Below are 19,046 nucleotides of genomic sequence, written 5' to 3'. Positions count from 1 at the left end.
ACAGTCCGCAAAACTGGGGGATACACGGTGTTTCATATCGTTTAAGCCAACCCATAGGCACCCTTTGCGTATCCTTGACCAAAGAGAGCCTAATCATGTCGTTACCCGTTCAAATCGTTATCAATTGGCACTTAACGGAAGCCTGTAACTATCGTTGCCACTACTGTTATGCGACTTGGCATAAAATGACTTGCCAGAGAGCGCTGATCCGAGATCCGGAGCAAACCACTAAGTTTCTGACCGAGCTGTACCGTTTCTTTCGACCGGCTAACCGTGCAAACCCATTAGCTAGCCAATTAAAATGGAGTTCAGTACGGCTCAATCTGGCTGGTGGGGAGCCATTGTTGCATGCGGGCAAGCTTCCATCCATCGTCAGTCAAGCGCGAGACCTCGGATTCGAGGTCTCGTTAATAAGTAACGGCAGCTATCTCAACGATGGGCTGCTAAACCGTCTGGCGCCATATCTGACTTGGCTCGGTATCAGCATTGATTCGGCTTCAGCCGCAAACAATCATGCAATTGGGCGAGTAGATTATCGTGGCCGACAACTTGACTTGAATGGTCTGGCCGCCAACTTGGATAAGGCTCGTCAATTAAACCCAGAGCTGCGTATCAAGCTCAATACCGTGGTTAACCAGATCAACCACCACGAAGATCTGGGCCCACTGATCGTGAGTCTTGCGCCTGATAAGTGGAAAGTCCTGCGCATGCTGCCGGTAGTGAATCAACACCTGACTGTTAATGACGAGCAGTTTGCTGCGTTTGTTTCTCGCCATAACCCCTTCTCTCAAATCCTCTGTATCGAGGACAACCTAGACATGCATGAGTCATATCTGATGGTTGATCCATACGGGCGTTTTTTTCAGAACACCCCTCTGTTGCCTGCTGGTCAGGGTTATGCCTACAGTCGGCCAATCCTCGAGGTTGGTGCAGGGATGGCCTTTAGCGAAATGAGCTTTGACCATAAGCGATTTGGCGCACGCTATATCCGGACCAATACAGATGTGGGCGTATGAAGTACTGTTCAAATAAAGACATCGACCAGCTGATCCGCCAGTTGATTCGTCAGGGGTGGGCCTTTCAAAATGGTGGTAAACATGGGCGACTGACCAGCCCTAATGGGCTGCTGACTTTGACCGTGAGCAGGTCACCCAGCGACAGCCGTAGCTTGTATAAGCTACGGCGTGATTTACGTAAGGGTATTTTATCTGCAGCGAATATGCGTGTTTTATAGGTATATCCTGCGGCCGTATGATGTTTGAGCTGGTGAATGTGGCTCTACCTCGCCACCGGCAGGTCCTCCCAGCGGGTGGTGTAACAGGGGCTCAGGTGCGCTTGTCGCATCATCCACTCAGGCGATCCCGAGCCTTGACTAGCAAAGCCTACACGCCCCAGCCCCTTGGCTTTGATCTGGTCCATCACAGTCATCAGCGCATCCGATTGAGCGGAGGACGGGGCAAACAGATCGGCCTGTTGCTGCCCCTTGGGAGTGAACTCACTCAGCATGACCCCGCCTTTCTGATAGCGGTAACCGTCACGCCAAATCTGCGGTAGCAACACGCCCACTTGTTGTAGCAACAACCGGGTGTCATCGCTGGGGCTGACTAGCCGAAGGCCAGCCTGCTCACTGTAGTAAGGTGCACGTTCGTCAAAGGGGCTGGTACGCACAAACAGGTGCACCCGCTGGCAACACATTCCCTCGGCCCGCAACTTCTCGGCAGCACGAGCCATAAAGCCTGACAACGCTTGGGCCATTTCCCCACGCTCAGTCACGCGCTCCCCAAAGGAACGGCTCGAGAGGATCTGCTGCTTCGCCGCCGGTTCAACGGTCAGCTCTGCGCAAGGCAGGCCACGCAGCTCCTGTACGATCCGCTCGACCACCACGCCGTATTGGGCGCGTAACCCTTTGGCATCGCTGGCCACCAAGTCAGCCACGGTGTGGATGCCTTGTGCCACCAGCTTGGCCCCCAAGCGCCGCCCTATACCCCACACCTCATCCACCGGGGTGATGGCCATCAGCCGGGCACGGCGCAGCTCGTCACGCAAATCGACCACACCACCAGTGGCAGGCCACTTCTTGGCGGCATAGTTGGCCAGCTTGGCGAGGGTCTTGGTGGGGCCGATCCCGACCCCTACCGTTAGGCCGGTCCACTGCCACACTCGCTGCCGGATCTGTTGCCCATAGGCTGTCAGCTCCCCGGCAAACGACTCTGACAGTGACAGGAATGCTTCATCGATGTAAAGGAAAGAAGAACAGCCATGGACATGACTTCAGCTCAGACATTCCGCTACTCAATCTCTGATGTCGGATGTCCATAGAAAGAACCTCTTTTCCAGGAAATTGGGGCTTGAAGTCCATACCTGCGCAATTGCACCCATTTGACCAGTCAATTGCATTGGTACTGACCACCGCGTGCATCCGACTTGGCCAGTGGGCAGCAGAGACGCAACAGGCAGAAACCGGCCAGAAGCAGTCAGTCAATCATGCGTTACAGTGATTTTTTGCAGCTCTTTATAGAGCCGTTAGCTGCTGCCACCAATAATCCATAGGCCTGCCAGTCGTCAGACAGTCTTATTCTCGATCAGACGATTGCCCCGTCGATGACCAGTAGCTCACCGGTGATGGAGCCAGAGTCCGGTCTTCGGATGCAGGACTCCTGGCTTTGCTCACTCAGCGCCGATCCCGGCCATCGGTTCAGTTTGGCCCCAGCCACCGCCCAGAGACCTGAACAGGTCAACCAGCGCAATCTGCCGTTCCGTGCTGATTTGAATTAGTGTGGTCTGGTTGCTAAAGGTGCTGCGCTGGGCGTCAAGATAACGCAGGTAGTCGTCCACGCCGCCCTCGTAACGCGCCTTAGCCAGGGCCATCGCAGCCTCGCTGGAACCGGCCAGAGCCTGGCGGGCAGCCTCCTCGCGGCGCAGGGTGTCGGTGGCGGCCAGGGCATCGGCCACTTCGCGGAAGGCGGTCTGGATGGTGCCTTCGTAGTCGGCCACCGCCGCGTCCTGGCGCACTTCGGCGAGGTCCAGGTTGGCGCGGTTGCGGCCACCGGCGAAGATCGGCAGCGACAGCGTCGGGGCAAAGCTCCAGGCCCGCGAGCCGCCATCGAACAATCCGGACAACTCGGCACTGGAGCTGCCCACCGAACCGGTCAGGCTGATCCGGGGAAAGAACGCGGCGCGAGCTGCACCGATATCGGCATTGCGCGCCTTGAGGCGGTGCTCGCTGGCGAGAATGTCCGGGCGCCGTTCGATCAGTTCCGAGCTGGTGCCGGGGGCGATGTCCTGCAGCACCATCAGGTCGTCGCGGGGCGTCGCGGGCAGCAGGCGAGCGGCATCTGGCGTGCCGAGCAACAGGACCAGGGCGTTGTCCGCCTGGCGTAACTGGCGTTCGGTGCTCTCGCGCTCGGCCCTAGCCTGTTCGGCAAGGCCGACCGCTTCCTGGTAATCCAGGGCGGTGGCGGCCCCCGCTGCACGGCGCTGGCTGACCAGCTCCAGCGAGGCCATGCGGCTGTCCAGGGTTTGTTCGACCAGGGCCATGCGGCGTAGCGCACCATCGCGGGTCAGGTAGGCCTGGATGACCTCGGCAACCAGGCTGATCTGCGTGGCACGGGTCGCCTCCTCGGTCGCCAGGTAGGTCTCCAGCGCGGCCTCGGAGAGGTTGCGCACGCGGCCGAACAGGTCGACTTCGTACTCCGCGAGGCCGAGGCCGACCTGATAGTTGCTGGTCACTTCCGAGCGCCCGGTCTGCGACAGATCGGCAGGCAGGCGCTGGCGGTTGCCGCTGGCATTGGCGTTGATCGAAGGCAGGCGATCAGCACGCTGGATGCGGTACTGGGCACGCGCAGCTTCGATATCCAGCAGCGCCTGGCGCAGGCTGCGGTTGTTGCTCAGCGCCGTATCCACCGCGCGGCGCAAGTCGGCATCGACGATGAAGGTCTGCCAGTCCAGCGCCTGGGCACGGGTGCCCTCCGCGTCGGCGGCTTGCCAGTGCGACGCGACCGGTGCCTGCGGGCGCTCGTAGGTCGGGGCCAGCGAACAACCCGCCAGGGCGGCGATGGCCAGGGGCAGCAGAGCGCGACGGAGCATGAAGTGAGAGGTCATCGCATTACTCCGCTTTATGCAGGGGATGGTTGTCGGTTTGCTGAGGTTTGGTGCGCAGCAGCGACAGCACCCAGACGAAGAAGATCGGCACGAAGATCACCCCGAGCATGGTCGCGCTGAGCATCCCGCCCAGCACCCCGGTGCCCAGTGCGCGCTGGCTCGCAGCGCCGGCGCCAGTGGCGATGGCCAGCGGCACCACGCCGAGCATGAACGCCATGGAGGTCATGATGATCGGGCGGAAACGCAGGCGCGCGGCTTCGACAGCAGCATCGCGCAGCGAGTAGCCGTCTTCCCACAGGTCCTTGGCGAACTCGACGATGAGAATGGCGTTCTTCGCCGCCAGGCCGATCACGGTGATCAGGCCGACCTTGAAGTACACGTCGTTGGGCAGGCCGATAGCAGTCACCGCCAGTACCGCGCCGAGTGCGCCGACCGGCACGATCAGCATCACCGTCAGCGGGATCGCCCAGCTCTCGTAGAGCGCCACCAGCAGCAGGAACACCACGGTGATGGCCAGGGCGAACAGCATCGTCGCCTGCCCGCTGGCGACCCGCTCCTGATACGACAGCCCGGTCCACTCGTAACCGATACCTTCGGGCAGCTCGGCAGCGATGCGCTCCAGTTCGAGCATCGCCTCGCCAGTGCTCACGCCGGGCGCGGCGTCACCGGCAATGCGGATCGACGGGTAACCGTTGTAACGCGCGACCTGCACCGGGCCTTCTTCCCAGCTCGTGGTGACGAAAGCACTCAGCGGTACCAGGCTGCCGCTGTCGTTGGGCACATGCAGGCGCAGGACGCTTTCCGGTGTCATGCGCTCGGCCTGTTCGGCCTGTACCACCACGCGCTGCTGGCGGCCGGCGTTGGCGAAGTCGTTGATCACCGACGAGCCGAACGCAGTGGACAGCGCGCTGCTGATCGCTTCGAAGCTGACTCCCAGCGTGCGCGCCTGCTCACGGTCGATCACCAGGCGCAGCTGCGGCGCCTCGGCCAGACCTTCCATCATGGCGTAGAGGAACTTCGGATTGCCGTTGACCTTGCCCAGCACTTCATCGCGCGCTGCCAACAGGGCATCGCGGCCAAGGCCGGCGCGGTCCTGCAGGCGCAGGGCGAAACCACCCGAGTTGCCCAGGCCTTCGACCGGCGGTGGCGGCACCGCCATGATCGCGCCGTCATCGAGGTTGGCGAAGTGCTGGTTGACCGCAGCCGACTCGGCTTCCGGCGACTGCGAAGAATCTCGCTCGGACCAGTCCTTGAGCAGCGGGAAGGCAATGGCCGCGTTCTCACCCATGCCGGAGAAGCTGAAGCCGAGGACCAGGAAGGACGTCTGCACGGCCTCGCGGGCCATCAGAAACTCTTCCAGCTCCTCACCCGTGGCCGAGGTGCGCTCACGGGTGGCGCCTGGCGGCAACTGGATGTCGACGATCATGTAGCCCTGGTCTTCCACCGGCACGAAGGATTCCGGCAGGCGCAGGTAGAAGAAACCCATCAGCACCACCACGCCCAGGTAGATGAACATCACCCGCCCGGCGCGCGGCACCAGCTTGCCGTTGAGTTTGGTGTAGCGGCCGGTCAGGGCGGTGAACTTGCGGTTGAACCAGCCGAAGAAACCGGTCTTCTCGTGATGGCCTTCGGGGATCGGTTTGAGCAGCGTGGCGCACAGCGCCGGGGTGAAGGTCAGCGCGAGGAAGCCCGAGAACAGGATCGACACCGCCAGCGACAGCGAGAACTGCTGGTAGATCACCCCCACCGAGCCGGCCATGAAGGCCAGCGGCAGGAACACCGCCGACAGCACCAGGGTGATACCGATGATCGCCCCGGACACCTGCCCCATCGCCTTGATGGTCGCCGGCACCGGCGCCAGGCCTTCCTCGGCCATGATCCGCTCGACGTTCTCCACCACCACGATGGCGTCGTCCACCAGGATGCCGATGGCCAGCACCATGCCGAACATGGTCATCATGTTCACCGAGAAGCCAAGCAGGTACATGAAGGTCAGCGTACCGAGCAGACACACCGGCACGACGATGGACGGGATCAGGGTGTAGCGCACGTTCTGCAGGAACAGGAACATCACCAGGAACACCAGCACCATGGCCTCGATGAGGGTCATGATGACCTTGTCGATCGCCACGTCGACGAAGCGCGAGGTGTCGTACGGCACGGAGAACTCGACGTTGTCCGGGAAGTTGGCCGACAGCTCGGTCAGACGCTGCTTGACCGCCTCGGCGGTCTGGATCGCGTTGGCACCGGGCGACAGCTGCACGGCGGCGGCAACGGCGGGCTTGCCGTCCTGGCGCGAGCCGAAGTTGTAGTCCTGGCTGCCGACCTCGATGCGCGCCACGTCGCCCAGGGTCAGGCGCGAGCCGTCCTGGTTGGCACGCAGCACGATGGCGGCGAATTCCTGCGGGTTGTCCAGGGTACCCTTGACCGCCAGGGTCGCCGTCAGCTCCTGCTCGCTGGAACCCGGCGTGCTGCCGAAGGCACCGGCCGGCACCTGCACGTTCTGCGCGCGGATGGCGTTGTTCACGTCATCGATGGATAGGCCGTAGCCGACCAGCTTCTGCGGATCGATCCACACGCGCATGGCCGCCTCGGAGGCGAAGAACTGCAGCTTGCCGACGCCGTTCACGCGACGGATTTCGTTGTTGATGTTGCGCGCGGCGTAATCGGCCAGCGCCGTGACGTTGGCGTCCTTGTCGCCATCGGTGTAGCTCAGCGCATAGATCAGCAGGAAGCCGGCGGTGGCCTGCTCGGTCTGGATGCCGAGCGTCAGCACGGCCTGCGGCATGCGTGCCTCGGCCTTCTTCAGACGGTTCTGCACGTCAACCTGGGCCAGTTCGGGGTCGGTCCCTGGCTGGAAGGTGACGGTGATCTCGGCGATGCCGTTGGCGTTGCTGGTGGACTCGAAGTACAGCAGGTTCTTGGCGCCGTTGAGTTCTTCCTCGATGACGCTGGTCACCGAGTCGGTGAGCTCCTGCGCCGAAGCGCCGGGATAGGTGGCGGTCACGGTGATCTGCGGCGGCGCCACGTTGGGGTACTGCGCCACCGGCAGGAACGGGATGGCCAGCAGGCCACCCAGCGAGATGAACAGGGCGACTACCCAGGCGAAATTGGGGCGCCGGATGAAAAACAGGGACATGAGAGGTTCTCCGGCTTACTGCACCTGGGACTGTGGAGCGGCTTCGGCGGCATCTTGCTCGCGGGGGATGACCTTGGCGCCCGGACGGATAGCCGCCAGCGAGCTGGTGATCACCTTGTCGCCGACCTGCAGGCCCTCGCTGATTTGCCAGCGCGAGCCCTGCATGGCACCGGTGGTGACCTGGCGCGCCTCGACGGTATCGCCCTCCCCCAGCAGCATCACGCTGGCCTGGCCGTCAGCCGAACGCTGCACGGCACGTTGCGGCACCAGGATGGCGTTCTGGTCGAGCCCTTGCGGTGTGCGCACACGCACGTACATACCCGGCAGCAGCACGCCCTCGGGGTTGTCGAACTGGCCTCGCAGGGCGATCTGCCCGGTGCTGCGATCCACCGAGATATCGGTGAACAGCAGCGTGCCCTTGCGCTCGATATCGGTACCGTCGACACGCAGCGACAGCGGCTGGTCGCTCGCACCGGCAACCTTGCCCTCGGCGATTGCCGCGCGCAGGCGCAGGGCATCGGCAGCAGGCTGGGTGAAGTCGGCGTACACCGGATCGAGTTGCTGGATACGTGCCAGCAGCGTGGCTTCGCCCTGGCCTACCAGAGCCCCTTCGGTGACCTGGGCGCGACCGATACGCCCGGCGATGGGGGCGCGAACCTCGGCATAACCCAGGTCCAGGCGGGCAGTTTCGACATTGGCCTGGGCCGAGCGCTTGTCGGCCTGGGCGCTCTGCAGAGCGGCCATGGCGTTGTCGAAATCCTGCTGGCTGACGGCGTCGATCTTCACCAGTGGTTCGTAACGGCGAACCATCGCCTGAGCCTGGAACAGCTGCGCCTCGGCGCGAGCCAGTTCACCTTCCGCCCGCGACAGGGCCGCCTTGAACGGCGCAGGGTCGATCTGGAACAGCACGTCACCGGCCTTCACGTCGGCCCCTTCCTCGAAGGTGCGCTTGAGCACGATCCCCGCCACCCGCGCGCGCACCTCGGCGACACGCACCGGCTCGATGCGCCCTGGTAGCTCGGCGAACACTGTGAAGGGCTCGGTCTTCACGCTGAGCACATCGACTTCACGCGCTGGCGCCTCTTCCCGTTGCTCTTCGGGCTTGTCGCAGCCAACCAGGGTCACGGCGATCAAATAGGAGATCACGGAAAAAGTGATCCATTCGCGGAATTTGTTCATATCTCACCCAAGCGCGAAGCCAGTACGTAGTCGAAGCCGCGCATGATCCACGCAAAAATCAAATAAGTCAATATTGACTCATTTGATTTTGGTGTGAACAAAGCTAGTATCCTCTTTGAGAAAAATGAGTGTTCTAGGCAAAATACCCGCATCTGCCCGCGATAGATAAAGAGTGACCGATGGATTTAAGGCAATGCTGAACAAGTAACGTCATATCCATCGCACAGCCATTTGAATGCCAAATGGCCCGCAAAGATACTGTGCTTTGCCCCACAGGGCCTGTTTCGGGAGCCTTTGAGCCCCTTTCGGACCCTTACGGGCGCACCTGTCCCTGCAGGCGCCCTCGGGCAAGGTAGATGTTGGCCAGCGCCAAGGCCGTGAACGCACGCGTGGCGTTCTTTTGCAGCCCGCGATAGCGCACCTTGGTGAATCCCCACAGGCGCTTTACCACCGCAAAGACATGCTCGACCCGAGCGCGCACCCGTGACTTGTTGCGGTTCTTGGCCCGCTGAACTTCGTCCACCTCGCCCGCACGGCGGGTGCGCTGGTTGGTGAAGTCCTTGGCCCTGGGGGCTTTGCTCGCTATCAGTGTTTTCTGGCTGGCATAGGCCGAGTCGCCGTACACGCGTCGCTCATTGCCATGCAGCAGATCGGGCAGTGGGTGTTTGTCGTGCACGTTGGCCGCCGTCACCACGGCGCTGTGCGCCAGCCCGCTTTGGCTGTCCACCCCAATGTGCAGCTTCATGCCGAAATACCATTGCTGGCCTTTGCGGGTCTGGTGCATGTCGGGGTCGCGCGCCTTGTCGGCGTTCTTGGTAGAACTGGGCGCGGCGATGATGGTGGCATCCACGATGGTGCCGGTATTGACCTTCAAGCCGCGCTCCTGCAATTGCTGGCCTACCTTGGCAAACAGGGCTTCGCCCAGTTTGTGCTCATGGAGCAGTTTGCGAAACTTCAGCAGCGTGGTGGCATCGGGCACCCGTTCACGACCCAGGTCAATGCCCGCAAAGCGGCGCAGACTGGCACTGTCATACAGAGCCTCCTCGCACGCCAGATCGGCCAGGTTGAACCAGTGCTGCAGGAAATGGATGCGCAGCATGCGCTCTAGGCCAATGGGCGGGCGGCCGTTGCCGGCCTTGGGGTAGTGCGGCTCTATCACCTGGCACAGGGCGGCCCAAGGCACTATTGTCTCCATGGTCCGCAAGAACTCTTCACGTCGGGTGGGCTTGCGCGACTGCTCGAATCCGTTGTTTTGATCTGCGGCCATTGCCAGGGTCTGCTGCTTCATCTGCGGATAACGTTTGAGAAGCGACAACGGTGGACCTTGATCAGCATTGCCTTAACTGCTGCCGATGAGAAATTGCTGAAGGCCCTGGCGATCGCCATCGTTGACCACCCGCGAGCCACGTTCAAAGAAATAGCCCAGGCAGCGGGGGTCAGCAAGGCGACGCTCAACAGGTTTTGCGGCACCCGCGACAACCTGATCGAGATGCTTCTGAATCATGGTTCGGTGGTTATTTATAGGGTCATTGCCGATGCCGATCTTGAGGCGGCGCCCTTGGACGCATTGCATCGTCTGATCGAAGGCCATTTGATTCACAGGGAGTTGTTGGTATTCCTCTCATTCCAGTGGCGCCCGGACACGTTTGATTTAGATGCAGGCGGCTGCCGATGGCTGCCTTACTCGGAAACGCTGGACGAGTTCTTTCTCCGCGGGCAAAAACTGGGCGTATTCCGTATCGATATCGGTGCCCCGGCGCTTACCGAAATCTTCTCCTCCTTGATCTTCGGCCTGGTAGACGCCGAGCGCCGCGGCCGTATCGCACGCGCAGGTATGGCGGCGTTGATCGAGCAATTCTTCCTGAACGGGGCTTGCAACTACCAAACTTAACGGAAAGCAACGCTCAGTTTTTTTTCCAACGGGTTGGCGGTGTCCGTTTTTGGCCGTTCTCTGACGGTCGTGACAGTGACACGCCCTGGTCAAGTTGAACGCAATCCGTGGTCAACGCCAACCCAAATTGGTGGTCAAGAGGAGTGCAATTTCGCACATACCTGAGGACTGCTCACCACATCGCTTGCGTCGGTAGTAGCTTCCGCACTTTCCCCGTCTCTCACCGCTAAACAGCGCTTTCCGGTAGCGGACTTTAGAGCGGCTTGATACTGGCCAGCATGCAGAAATTCTGCCCGTGTAGCGTCACGACCGGACAAGCCACTAGGGTGGCGGTCAGGAAGGCAGGCAAACGGAACACGGCGAAGCACCTCGAAGGCGCTGGCCACTTGCCATCCAACTGGGCGCGGCCTTTAATCGGCGGATCTGGAAAGGAGACGGATATGCCATTGTTGGACGAGATTATTGGGTGGGCCGGCGGACTCAGACCCTGGCAGCAGGAAGCACTGCGCCGGATATTTGCCCGGGCCGAACTAACCCAAGATGACATCGAGACCATTCTGCGAATGGTTCGCGAGCAAGAACGGGAAGACGCAACCACGGGGGGAGCACGGCCATTCACGCTGGACGACGTACCAGGCGCCGGAAGTGGCGCAACCGTGCGGTTGGTGGGTGTCTCGGGGCTAGACCAGGTAAACGGCTTCCCGTCCGGTCGTGCCTTTGACCTCGCACCGGAGGGCATGACCATTTTCTTTGGTCATAACGGCGCCGGCAAATCCGGCTACGCCCGCGTCTTCAAGAATGCCTGCAACGCTCGGCATCGGGTGGAGGTCCTGCCCGACGCTTTTGGGGCGGCAACCCCAGCTAGACTGCCATCAGCAGATTTCGCCATTTTGGTGGATGGCACTCCGGAAACCGCACGTTGGGTCCAGAACGGGCCGGCCCATTTGCATTTGAGTTCGGTCTCGGTCTACGACGCGGCCTGTGCCAATGACTACATCGACGCGGAAGGGACCCCTGCATTTCAGCCCTACGGACTCACTCATCTGACGCGCCTGGTCCTACTTCAGCGTGATTTACAGGCACGGATTGGGACCGAACGCAATGCCTTGGCTCTGGATACCCGGCAATTCGAACCGCTGAAGGGTGACACCGAAGTCGGCCGCTACATCGCCAAATTAGGTGGGGACTCGGACCGCGCCGTGCTTGCTCGATTAGGGACGGTCGGTGACGATGAACTCCGGCGACTGGAGTTTCTGAAGCGGACATTACTGGAAAGCGATCCTGTGCCGCAGGCGCTGGCCTTGGAACGTTTGGCGACACGCTTGGACCAGGCGCAGCGTCGAGCCGAGGAAGTCCAGCGCTGGGTGAATGATCGTGCCATAGCACGGGCAAAGGAACTGATTACAACGGAAAAAACCGCGCATCTCGCCATGCAACTGGCGCAAGCGCGTCTTCAGGATCGAGACACACTGAACGCCATGGAGTTGCCGGTAACGTCCTCACCCACCGCCACGCTGCTGGAAGGCACAGGAGCTGAACTCTGGCAAACGATGTACCGAGCCGCTGAGGCTTTCTCTCAGCAGACGGCATACCCTGAACATCCCTTCCCGCACCTGGAACCGGACGCTTACTGCGTACTCTGCCAGCAACCTTATTCAACGGATGCCTCGGAGCGCATGCGGCGTTTCGCGGCATTTGTCGCCGACAGCGCCACGGCGGATGCGCAAGCCGCCACGCTTGCGCGCATGAACGCTCTAGGGAAGGTGCAGGCTGTCGATCTAAACGTTCTGGATGTGCCAACACGGGCTGACGTGGAGGAGCGACTGCCCGACCTACACGCTGCCATCACCGCAGCGGCATCGGTCTGGACCGCCCGGCATACTTGGGTTAGCCAAGCCCTGCAAACTGGAAACTGGTCCCCCGAGTCAGAACCGCTTCCTATCGAAGCAAACCTCGATAGTCTCTTCGCCGCCAAAGCTGCTTCGCTCCGAGTCGACGCCAATACCCTGCGGACCTCTGCCGATCCCGCTCTACGCTTGGCGCTGACCCAAGAACTGGCAGAGCTAGAAGCCCGACAACGCCTCGCCAACCAGCTTGGCGCGGTGGAGCGCTTTGTTCAGGACAGTCAGGTCCATGCCACATTGAGCCGCTGCCATGCCGCCCTCAACCCAGCGGCAGTGTCACGCAAACTGACGTCCCTGGCGGCGACGCATGTGACCGAGGCTCTGGCCGCTTCTATGAATGCTGAGTTGAAAGCCCTGGGCTATAAGCGACGGGTGCAACCCGACCTGAGCGGGCGCACAGAGCTGGGGGTGACCAAGGTCACGCTGCGCCTGCAGGAAATCACGGCGAAAGCCTCCAAGGTGCTGTCAGAGGGCGAGCAGCGCGCGTTGGGGATGGCTATGTTCCTCGCCGAGCTCGAATCCCTGCCACATACTTCGACCGTTATTTTCGACGATCCGTCTACGTCGCTGGATCACGTATATCGTCGGGCCATAGCTCGGCGTTTGGTAGCGCTGGCTGAGACCCGCCAAGTGCTGGTGTTCACCCATGATGCGGTGTTCCTGACCGAGCTCGCGATGGCGCTTCAGCGCGCTGATCGCTCGGCCAGCTACAAGACCATCGGTTGGGACGAGTCGCCGGGACTAGTGAGCGAGGGGCTGACGTGGACGACGATGGACACCAAGGCCCGCCTGGCCGATCTCGAAAGTCGTGCGAAAGCACTGAACGTTCCGGTCGGCAGCGACCCGGATGATGAGCTTGAGCGGCAAATCGCATCGGGATACTCAAGCCTCCGAGGCACTGTCGAGCGCGCCATACGCGAGGTTTTTTTGAACAATACCGTCCAGCCGTTCAGCGATGTGGTGAGCGTAGAAGCATTTGGTGCTGTCATTGGCCACCCCGCAGAGGAGTGGGAGCAGTTGCTGGCAGTGTATGCGCGGGCCTGCGAAGCTACCGAGGCCCACGACACCCCAGGCGAGCGCCAACTACCGCTTCCCGCGCGTGAGGAGTTGCTCGGCGATATCGCCCAGGTCCTGGAATTAATCAAAAACGCGACTAAACGCCGAACTGCCTACGAGAATCTACGCCGGGAGCGGACCGCGCAACGCAAGAAGCTCTTCGGCGGCTAGCCCGACGTTTCATGCCGGGCTGGTCGGGCATGGCTGTGTTTCTTTCGAATATTGCGAGCTCTCCGTTTCAAAGTTTTTTGTGGCCTCGCGGATCAAGAGGAAGCACATTGGAGGCCGGCAGTTGGCGCTCCAAGTCCGCAATACGGTCGTACAGCTCAAGAATGGTGGCGTCGGCCTCACTGAGTAGGCTGGCTAGGTGGTCACGCTGCTGCGTGATTTCCTCGATCCGTTCTCGAAGTCCACGATTTTTTCTGCGGGCTAATAAGCTGACTTGGCGCACTGATGGCGGACGTTGCTCAGCGTGTCCTTCCACGTACTTTTGGATCTCAGCGATCAGTAGGGGGAAACGAGCTTTTTTCAGTGCAGAGGGGTCGCTGCCGGCCTCCTTGGCAACGTTGTTCTGACTTACGGGCGTCCCCTTCGGCAGTCGTTCGGGCTTGTTGCTCTTCAGCCGCTCGAACGCTGCGCGATACTGCTCGCCGGCACTCATTCGCTTAGCCGGGTCAGCGGATTCATGTTTGCCGGATGACATGGCGATAATTCTCCACACTACGTTTCTGGGCTTCCAACGAAGTCCTTAGCGGACTGTCTACCTCGGCAGCGGCCAGGCGCTCATCCAATACCGCCTCCAACACTTCGACTTCGTCGAGTTGCTCGGGGTCATAGAGAACGTCCGCACATGGTTTGGTTTCTCCGGGGGAGTCGCCCCCTCCGCAGCGAGCGATATTGTCGATGCCCCCATAGGGACAGGGGGTACGGCTCGTGCAGATGCCCAGCAAAATCGGTCGATGAGTGACCGTCCCCTTCTTAGCCAGATTGATCGCTTTCTTAGCATCAGAGGCTGAGATTAGGCGGACAATCTCAGATTTTCGCTTCTCGCCGTGGGGGCTGACGAATCGGTTGCTCGTCAGCTGTTGCAGCTGCCTACCCAAAGTTTCGTACATGGTGCGGACGTAGTAGGTATGGGCCTTCTCTTCCAGCCGTACCCTGGAATGGTTTTGCCCGTAGTAGAGACTCATCGCTCTGGCGACGTGCTTTAGCTGAAACTGCAATGAAGCGTCGCTGACCAGCCCGGATGCCTGCATATTCACTGCGCCGGTTCGTCGGAGTTGATGCCAGGCCAACGGCCAGATTTTGCCGACCGCAAACTCGTCGGTCAGCGTCGGCGTCACCAACCGAGCCAATTCGAAATCTTCCGGCGTAATGCGCAATTGCTCACGGTCGAACAGCTTGTCGAACCACTGAAGCACATGGGCATAGCTCGGAATCGATGGCCGAATCGTGCGGTTGATCTTGGTGAACTTCGTTCCCCACGGTTCAAGGCAATAATCAAGCAGATAGCGCTTGGCCGGATCATCCGGCACCGAGGCCTCGCCGGGGGGAGAGTCGCATTCTGCGCGGAGGTCTGCGACCACACGCATGGCTTCAACTGCCACCTGAGCTGACGGGGACGTCACCCAAAGTGCCTCAGAATCCGACATCGTCTTGGTCGTTCGTCCGCACAATACATGGATGTCGCCAAACTGCGGATCACGTTCTATGTGCAAGCAATCGGCGCGCAGGTTCCAAGCCTCTTCGACTCGCATGAGGCTGAAGTTCAGCAGATAGCACAGTCCAGATCGACTCACGAGGTTGAGGTAGCGACTCAGAGTTTGAATGCGAATTTCGTCGTCGCTCACTCCCAGCCAGCGACGAAATAGTTCCACCATGCCAAACCGATGCGCGGTGTCGATGAATGGGCCGTAGTACTGCCGCCCAGTCCACTTTCCGTTTGATCCATCCGACGGCCACTGAAACGGATAGAACGATTGTGGCCTGCGTTGTCCTTGGAGACTGGCAGAGTTGTGCCGATAGGCAGCCAGACAGAAGCGGAAGCACTCCTCGACTTGGCCTCGATGCGCCAAAAAGTCATCCAGGCATTCGCGCAAGCGTGTGATTTGATAGTGCCAAATGCGGGGCGGGATATAGGGGGTCTGGAGCTTCTGGTGGTCGGGCATGGCCGCTGCGAGGCGTGCCAACCCTGCGCGATCCAACAAGGTGAACCCCAGCGCATCCCGCCGCTCGTACAGTTCGTGCAGCAATGCCAAGAACTCACCGGACCGGGAAGCCTGGAGCACCTCCGGGAGACGGTCGGCAACGCGCGGAAAATGACTCAGTTCGGATGCGAGAATGCCTTCTTGAGTGCACAAGACGAACAGCCGACGCATCTGGTCGAAGCGCGTTTTCAGGCCTCGGTATCCACGGGCTCCATTGGGGCCGTATAGCCACCAGCCGATTACGGTCCGCAATAAATCGGCGTTCGCAGGATCGATCGCGGCGACATATTTCTTAGCTGGGCCATCGCCGAAATTGAGAGTGAGCCGTTTTCCCGCCCATGGGTCGAGCCGCCAAATGGCATCGCCCCAACGGCTCACCACCTGGCCAGCGGCATCTATGATGACCGGCCAATCACGCTGCGGTGGCCAGCACGGCGGACGGTAGTTCGGCGCATCAGGAATCGCTAGGGGCGAGTCGATGCCGAGGCCAAGTTCGGAAAGAATATTTTTCGTCATGCTGATCTTTGTCGCAGTTCTGCCAATCGGATGAAGCCATCCCAGGCCGGGTGGTAGTCACCTTCACTTATGCGCGCTCTGGCTTCTTCGACCCAAAGCCTGCGGACCTCGCTACTTTCTTCGAAGAAGCGCAGTTTGGCCGTCAGCCGATCGATCACCAGCAGGGCCGGATGCTCTGTCGTCAGGTGCTTACCCGAACTGGATGGGCGGTAGCGTGCCAGTTCAAGCGATTTGAGGTGGCGCAAGCTACCGAGAGACCACACATGATCCTCACTTTCGATATCCCGGTGCTGGGTACAGAACAGGCAACCGGCAGCATTGATGCAGTCGGGTCGCGGACCATTCTTCGGCATCGTGCCCACTGGTTCAGGTGTGGCCGATACACATCTACCAGGAGCAGGAGGTGAAAGGGACGGATCGGTTTGCTGATGGAAGCGCGTAATTTCCACCATAGCGATCTGCGGATGGGGGTCGGCATATACGCGTATCAGCGTTTGCACCGTATGCTGGGCCAACTCCGCAACCTGTTGGGGATTCTGGGACTCCCGAAGCAACCAGTTGATGCGCGTCCCGCGCAGTTTTCGCGGTCTCACTATCGGTATGCCAAGCTCGCGGCAGATGCGCGTAACGTTCGTGAACTGCGTCGCCTCTTCTAGGATTCGTCCCCCGCTACGTATAAGCGGAAAGAGCAAACCATCCGGCTCATTGGGAAACCATTCGGAACGCCATTCGAGATAGCGCTCGAACCACTCTCGATAACTGGCAAAGATCTCGAATAGCACTTCTCCTTCCCGTCGATTTTTGTAGGTACGTACCTGGTAGCCGTCTATGTGGCTGGTGTAATGAAACTGCTCAACCCGCAGGGTATGTGCTTGCTGGAGGTTCAGACCGGTCTGGGCGATGAACATCAGCAATTCACTCTCGATCCGTAAATTGACGATGGGGAAACGGGTCCGCAGTGTCCGATCTGCATCGTGGGCGGCACGCGCCGCCAGGGATGCTTCGATTTGCGCTTGGTTTTGCGGCCTGGTACGGCGGGCCGCTACTTTCTCGGGGCTCTGCAATCCCGACCATAGTTCCAGCACTTGGCCGGTGCGTAACGAAATACAAACTGGGAGGGGGGCCATTGTCCCCCTCCAGGTCAATGCCTCGCATACGTCAGCTAGAAGGTGTCCGAATGCGAAGGTGTTTTGCAGATTCTGCTTGTCCGCTTTGCTCGTATGTACCTTGCCTTTGCCGCGCGGCTTGCGAATACGTGTGCTCTTGCTCAGGCTTGCTTGGCGGTCCAATGCTCGGTCCAGCATCGTCGCCGTGAGCCTGGTGAGATCGTACAGGGACCCATCGCTGAAATTGCGTTCGACTCGATGACGCTGGAGCAAGTGATCGGTCCAACGAATGAACGTGTCGGCCGCCGTCTCGAGACTGAGATTCACGTTTTCTGAATCGATCCAGGCAAAGAATCGGCGCAATGCACTGATCTTGTTCTGCACCGAGAAGCGACTTCCGCCACCAGCAAGGTCGTCAGTCATGTGCTCATGCAGCTGCGTCACCAGCTCGAAACGTTCCGGCAAGGGACTGCCGAGTTCGCCCTGCGCGATCTGGCGGCCCACATGCTTCACCTTTGCTGCTGCACCTCCGCGAAACAGCAGCGGCCGGAGGTCCCAGGGCGTTTCAGTGGCCCCATACTCAAGCATCGGGAAAGTGAGGTCGAATTCGGAACTATCCATCGTGCCGCGCCCCAGCGCCGATCCCGCTAAATGCCGCCATGAAGCTATTTGAGAGGGCTTGTTTGATCGGCAGTGCCTGTACGAATCGGATGTATTTGAAGGTGGTGGCTTCAGAGTTAGGCCCATGGAGCAACGCGTCGCTGACCGTCGCAATTACAATAGCGACATCGGCACAAGCCGATAGCGCCAGACGTGCCAATTCGGTACCGAAGGTGCAGCGCGACTGATGGAAGCGGAATTTACGGAGCACCTGTAGTTCTGCTTTGACGCCCCGTTTTCGAAACTCGGACATCTCAACATTCACAGCAGATGACTGATCGGTGCCGCGCCTGCCATAGGCGTTACCAAAGCGGGTCAAGAACAGCAAATCACGATTCTCGGGCGAGGCTTTCGCCTCTCGTTCCATCCTCCGCCAGCCTTTGGCATATTCCAGCAATTCATCACGCAACGCTTCGGGTATCCAGACCTGGCCAGTCACACCGAATTTCGTGTGCACTGGCGGAGCTGCGCCTGGACCAACTGCAAGGCGTAGAAGCCCTTCAGCGGAAGGGTCGGGGGCGGCGCGCTCCAGAGACTGAATCTTGAGATCACAGATGCTGCCGAGCCGCATCCCGGTAAAAAATCCAAGGGCCAACATGAGGTAGAGCTCGGGCGTGGCGTTCTCTGCGGCGAAATCCAGAATTGCATCGCGATCGGTCTCCGAGACTGGCAACAGCCCATCTTCAAGCGTTTGGCCTGGGCGCTTACGGTTCGGGATGCTGAGGTCGGTGGTGGTTCCGCTGATCGTTCGCTCGAACCCCACCCGGTCGAAGTATTTAACGACGTAGGGTTTTTCCCGCCACAGCTGGACGTGTGGAGAAAGAAGCTCCCTATGCCTTACCCACCGATAGAACATGATGCAATTGCGCATGTACTCAGACGCCGTGGATGGGCCGATCTGGCCGGCATCGCGCATCTTGATCAACGCCCCTCGGTATAGCACCAGGCAGCGGTCAGCTTTGCGAGCGGGAAACTCGAACCACTGCAAATCACGAGATTCAAGAAATTTAGCGTAATTGAGAAGGCCATTCATGTTACTGGCAACGGTCTTAAGAGAAGCGTCACCAGTCGTTGCTCGCTCCACTGCCCACAGGTTTGCCTCCCTCCAAGGTGCATAGTCTGCCCAAAAGATTTGGGGCAAGCCCTCAATGGATGGCCGGCTGCTACTGGGGGAGTATGCGACGGCGTTCTCTCTGCGCACGAGGTAATGGGGCACGAAATGAATGCGCTCTAGCGTCGCCATTCAACGCCCCTGGGACGCTTAACAATGTCCATAGATAGAACTCA

11 protein-coding genes and 1 pseudogene are annotated in these 19,046 nt (G+C 60.2%); 3 read left to right on the top strand and 9 right to left on the bottom strand.

Annotation, left to right across the window (positions count from 1 at the left end):
• Window positions 1-95: 95 nt before the first annotated feature.
• A complete protein-coding gene (locus OKB87_RS17445) occupies window positions 96-1,016 on the top strand; it encodes a viperin family antiviral radical SAM protein (protein WP_201922053.1) in 921 nt (306 codons plus the stop codon).
• Window positions 1,017-1,278: 262 nt separating this feature from the next.
• Here the strand turns inward: OKB87_RS17445 and OKB87_RS17440 are convergent.
• The 5 genes and pseudogenes from OKB87_RS17440 to OKB87_RS17420 all read right to left on the bottom strand — a co-directional run.
• Window positions 1,279-2,238 (bottom strand): annotated as a pseudogene (locus tag OKB87_RS17440) (DinB/UmuC family translesion DNA polymerase); the annotation flags it as partial.
• A gap of 429 nt (window positions 2,239-2,667) precedes the next feature.
• Complete coding sequence (locus OKB87_RS17435) at window positions 2,668-4,101, bottom strand: multidrug efflux transporter outer membrane subunit TOprJ2 (RefSeq protein ID WP_088903432.1); 1,434 nt, start codon at window positions 4,099-4,101, stop codon at window positions 2,668-2,670.
• 4 nt (window positions 4,102-4,105) lie between these two features.
• A complete protein-coding gene (gene tmexD, locus OKB87_RS17430; protein ID WP_225159535.1) occupies window positions 4,106-7,240 on the bottom strand; it encodes a multidrug efflux RND transporter permease subunit TMexD in 3,135 nt (1,044 codons plus the stop codon).
• A gap of 15 nt (window positions 7,241-7,255) precedes the next feature.
• Window positions 7,256-8,419, bottom strand: a complete 1,164-nt coding sequence (locus tag OKB87_RS17425; protein WP_088903431.1) for a multidrug efflux RND transporter periplasmic adaptor subunit TMexC2 — start codon at window positions 8,417-8,419, stop codon at window positions 7,256-7,258.
• A 313-nt stretch (window positions 8,420-8,732) separates the two neighbouring features.
• Window positions 8,733-9,707, bottom strand: coding sequence for an IS5 family transposase (locus OKB87_RS17420; protein ID WP_088903445.1), 975 nt, complete (start codon window positions 9,705-9,707; stop codon window positions 8,733-8,735).
• Between the two features lie 36 nt (window positions 9,708-9,743).
• Here OKB87_RS17420 and OKB87_RS17415 point away from each other — a divergent pair, with 36 nt between their 5' ends.
• Window positions 9,744-10,310, top strand: a complete 567-nt coding sequence (locus OKB87_RS17415; protein WP_228741387.1) for a TetR/AcrR family transcriptional regulator — start codon at window positions 9,744-9,746, stop codon at window positions 10,308-10,310.
• Window positions 10,311-10,750: 440 nt separating this feature from the next.
• Complete coding sequence (locus OKB87_RS17410; protein ID WP_058131653.1) at window positions 10,751-13,441, top strand: AAA family ATPase; 2,691 nt, start codon at window positions 10,751-10,753, stop codon at window positions 13,439-13,441.
• A 67-nt stretch (window positions 13,442-13,508) separates the two neighbouring features.
• Here OKB87_RS17410 and OKB87_RS17405 read toward each other — a convergent pair whose 3' ends face one another.
• Genes OKB87_RS17405 through OKB87_RS17390 form a run of 4 tightly spaced genes read right to left on the bottom strand, consistent with a single transcriptional unit; the run spans window position 13,509 to window position 19,002 of the window.
• A complete protein-coding gene (locus tag OKB87_RS17405; protein WP_023443007.1) occupies window positions 13,509-13,973 on the bottom strand; it encodes a hypothetical protein in 465 nt (154 codons plus the stop codon).
• On the bottom strand, window positions 13,954-15,993 hold the full coding sequence (locus OKB87_RS17400) for a hypothetical protein (protein WP_034039551.1): 2,040 nt from the start codon (window positions 15,991-15,993) through the stop codon (window positions 13,954-13,956). Before OKB87_RS17400 ends, OKB87_RS17405 begins: the two co-directional genes overlap by 20 nt.
• A complete protein-coding gene (locus tag OKB87_RS17395; protein WP_034039553.1) occupies window positions 15,990-17,720 on the bottom strand; it encodes a site-specific integrase in 1,731 nt (576 codons plus the stop codon). Before OKB87_RS17395 ends, OKB87_RS17400 begins: the two co-directional genes overlap by 4 nt.
• Window positions 17,713-19,002: a site-specific integrase gene (locus OKB87_RS17390; RefSeq protein WP_034039555.1), complete on the bottom strand. Its 1,290-nt coding sequence runs from the start codon at window positions 19,000-19,002 to the stop codon at window positions 17,713-17,715. Before OKB87_RS17390 ends, OKB87_RS17395 begins: the two co-directional genes overlap by 8 nt.
• Between the last annotated feature and the right edge of the window lie 44 nt (window positions 19,003-19,046).

This window comes from Aeromonas sp. Y318-1 (genome assembly GCF_027706125.1).
GTDB classification, from domain to species: Bacteria; Pseudomonadota; Gammaproteobacteria; order Enterobacterales; family Aeromonadaceae; genus Aeromonas; species Aeromonas hydrophila.
This window is presented reverse-complemented; position numbering and strand designations above follow the sequence as displayed.

Bases quoted from the DNA above. Each gene is read 5' to 3' on its own strand.
- OKB87_RS17405 (WP_023443007.1), bottom strand. From the start codon at position 13,973: ATGTCATCCGGCAAACATGAATCCGCTGACCCGGCTAAGCGAATGAGT.
- OKB87_RS17445 (WP_201922053.1), top strand. From the start codon at position 96: ATGTCGTTACCCGTTCAAATCGTTATCAATTGGCACTTAACGGAAGCC.
- OKB87_RS17435 (WP_088903432.1), bottom strand. From the start codon at position 4,101: ATGACCTCTCACTTCATGCTCCGTCGCGCTCTGCTGCCCCTGGCCATC.
- OKB87_RS17390 (WP_034039555.1), bottom strand. From the start codon at position 19,002: ATGGCGACGCTAGAGCGCATTCATTTCGTGCCCCATTACCTCGTGCGC.
- OKB87_RS17395 (WP_034039553.1), bottom strand. From the start codon at position 17,720: ATGGATAGTTCCGAATTCGACCTCACTTTCCCGATGCTTGAGTATGGG.
- OKB87_RS17420 (WP_088903445.1), bottom strand. From the start codon at position 9,707: ATGAAGCAGCAGACCCTGGCAATGGCCGCAGATCAAAACAACGGATTC.
- OKB87_RS17410 (WP_058131653.1), top strand. From the start codon at position 10,751: ATGCCATTGTTGGACGAGATTATTGGGTGGGCCGGCGGACTCAGACCC.
- OKB87_RS17400 (WP_034039551.1), bottom strand. From the start codon at position 15,993: ATGACGAAAAATATTCTTTCCGAACTTGGCCTCGGCATCGACTCGCCC.
- OKB87_RS17425 (WP_088903431.1), bottom strand. From the start codon at position 8,419: ATGAACAAATTCCGCGAATGGATCACTTTTTCCGTGATCTCCTATTTG.
- tmexD (WP_225159535.1), bottom strand. From the start codon at position 7,240: ATGTCCCTGTTTTTCATCCGGCGCCCCAATTTCGCCTGGGTAGTCGCC.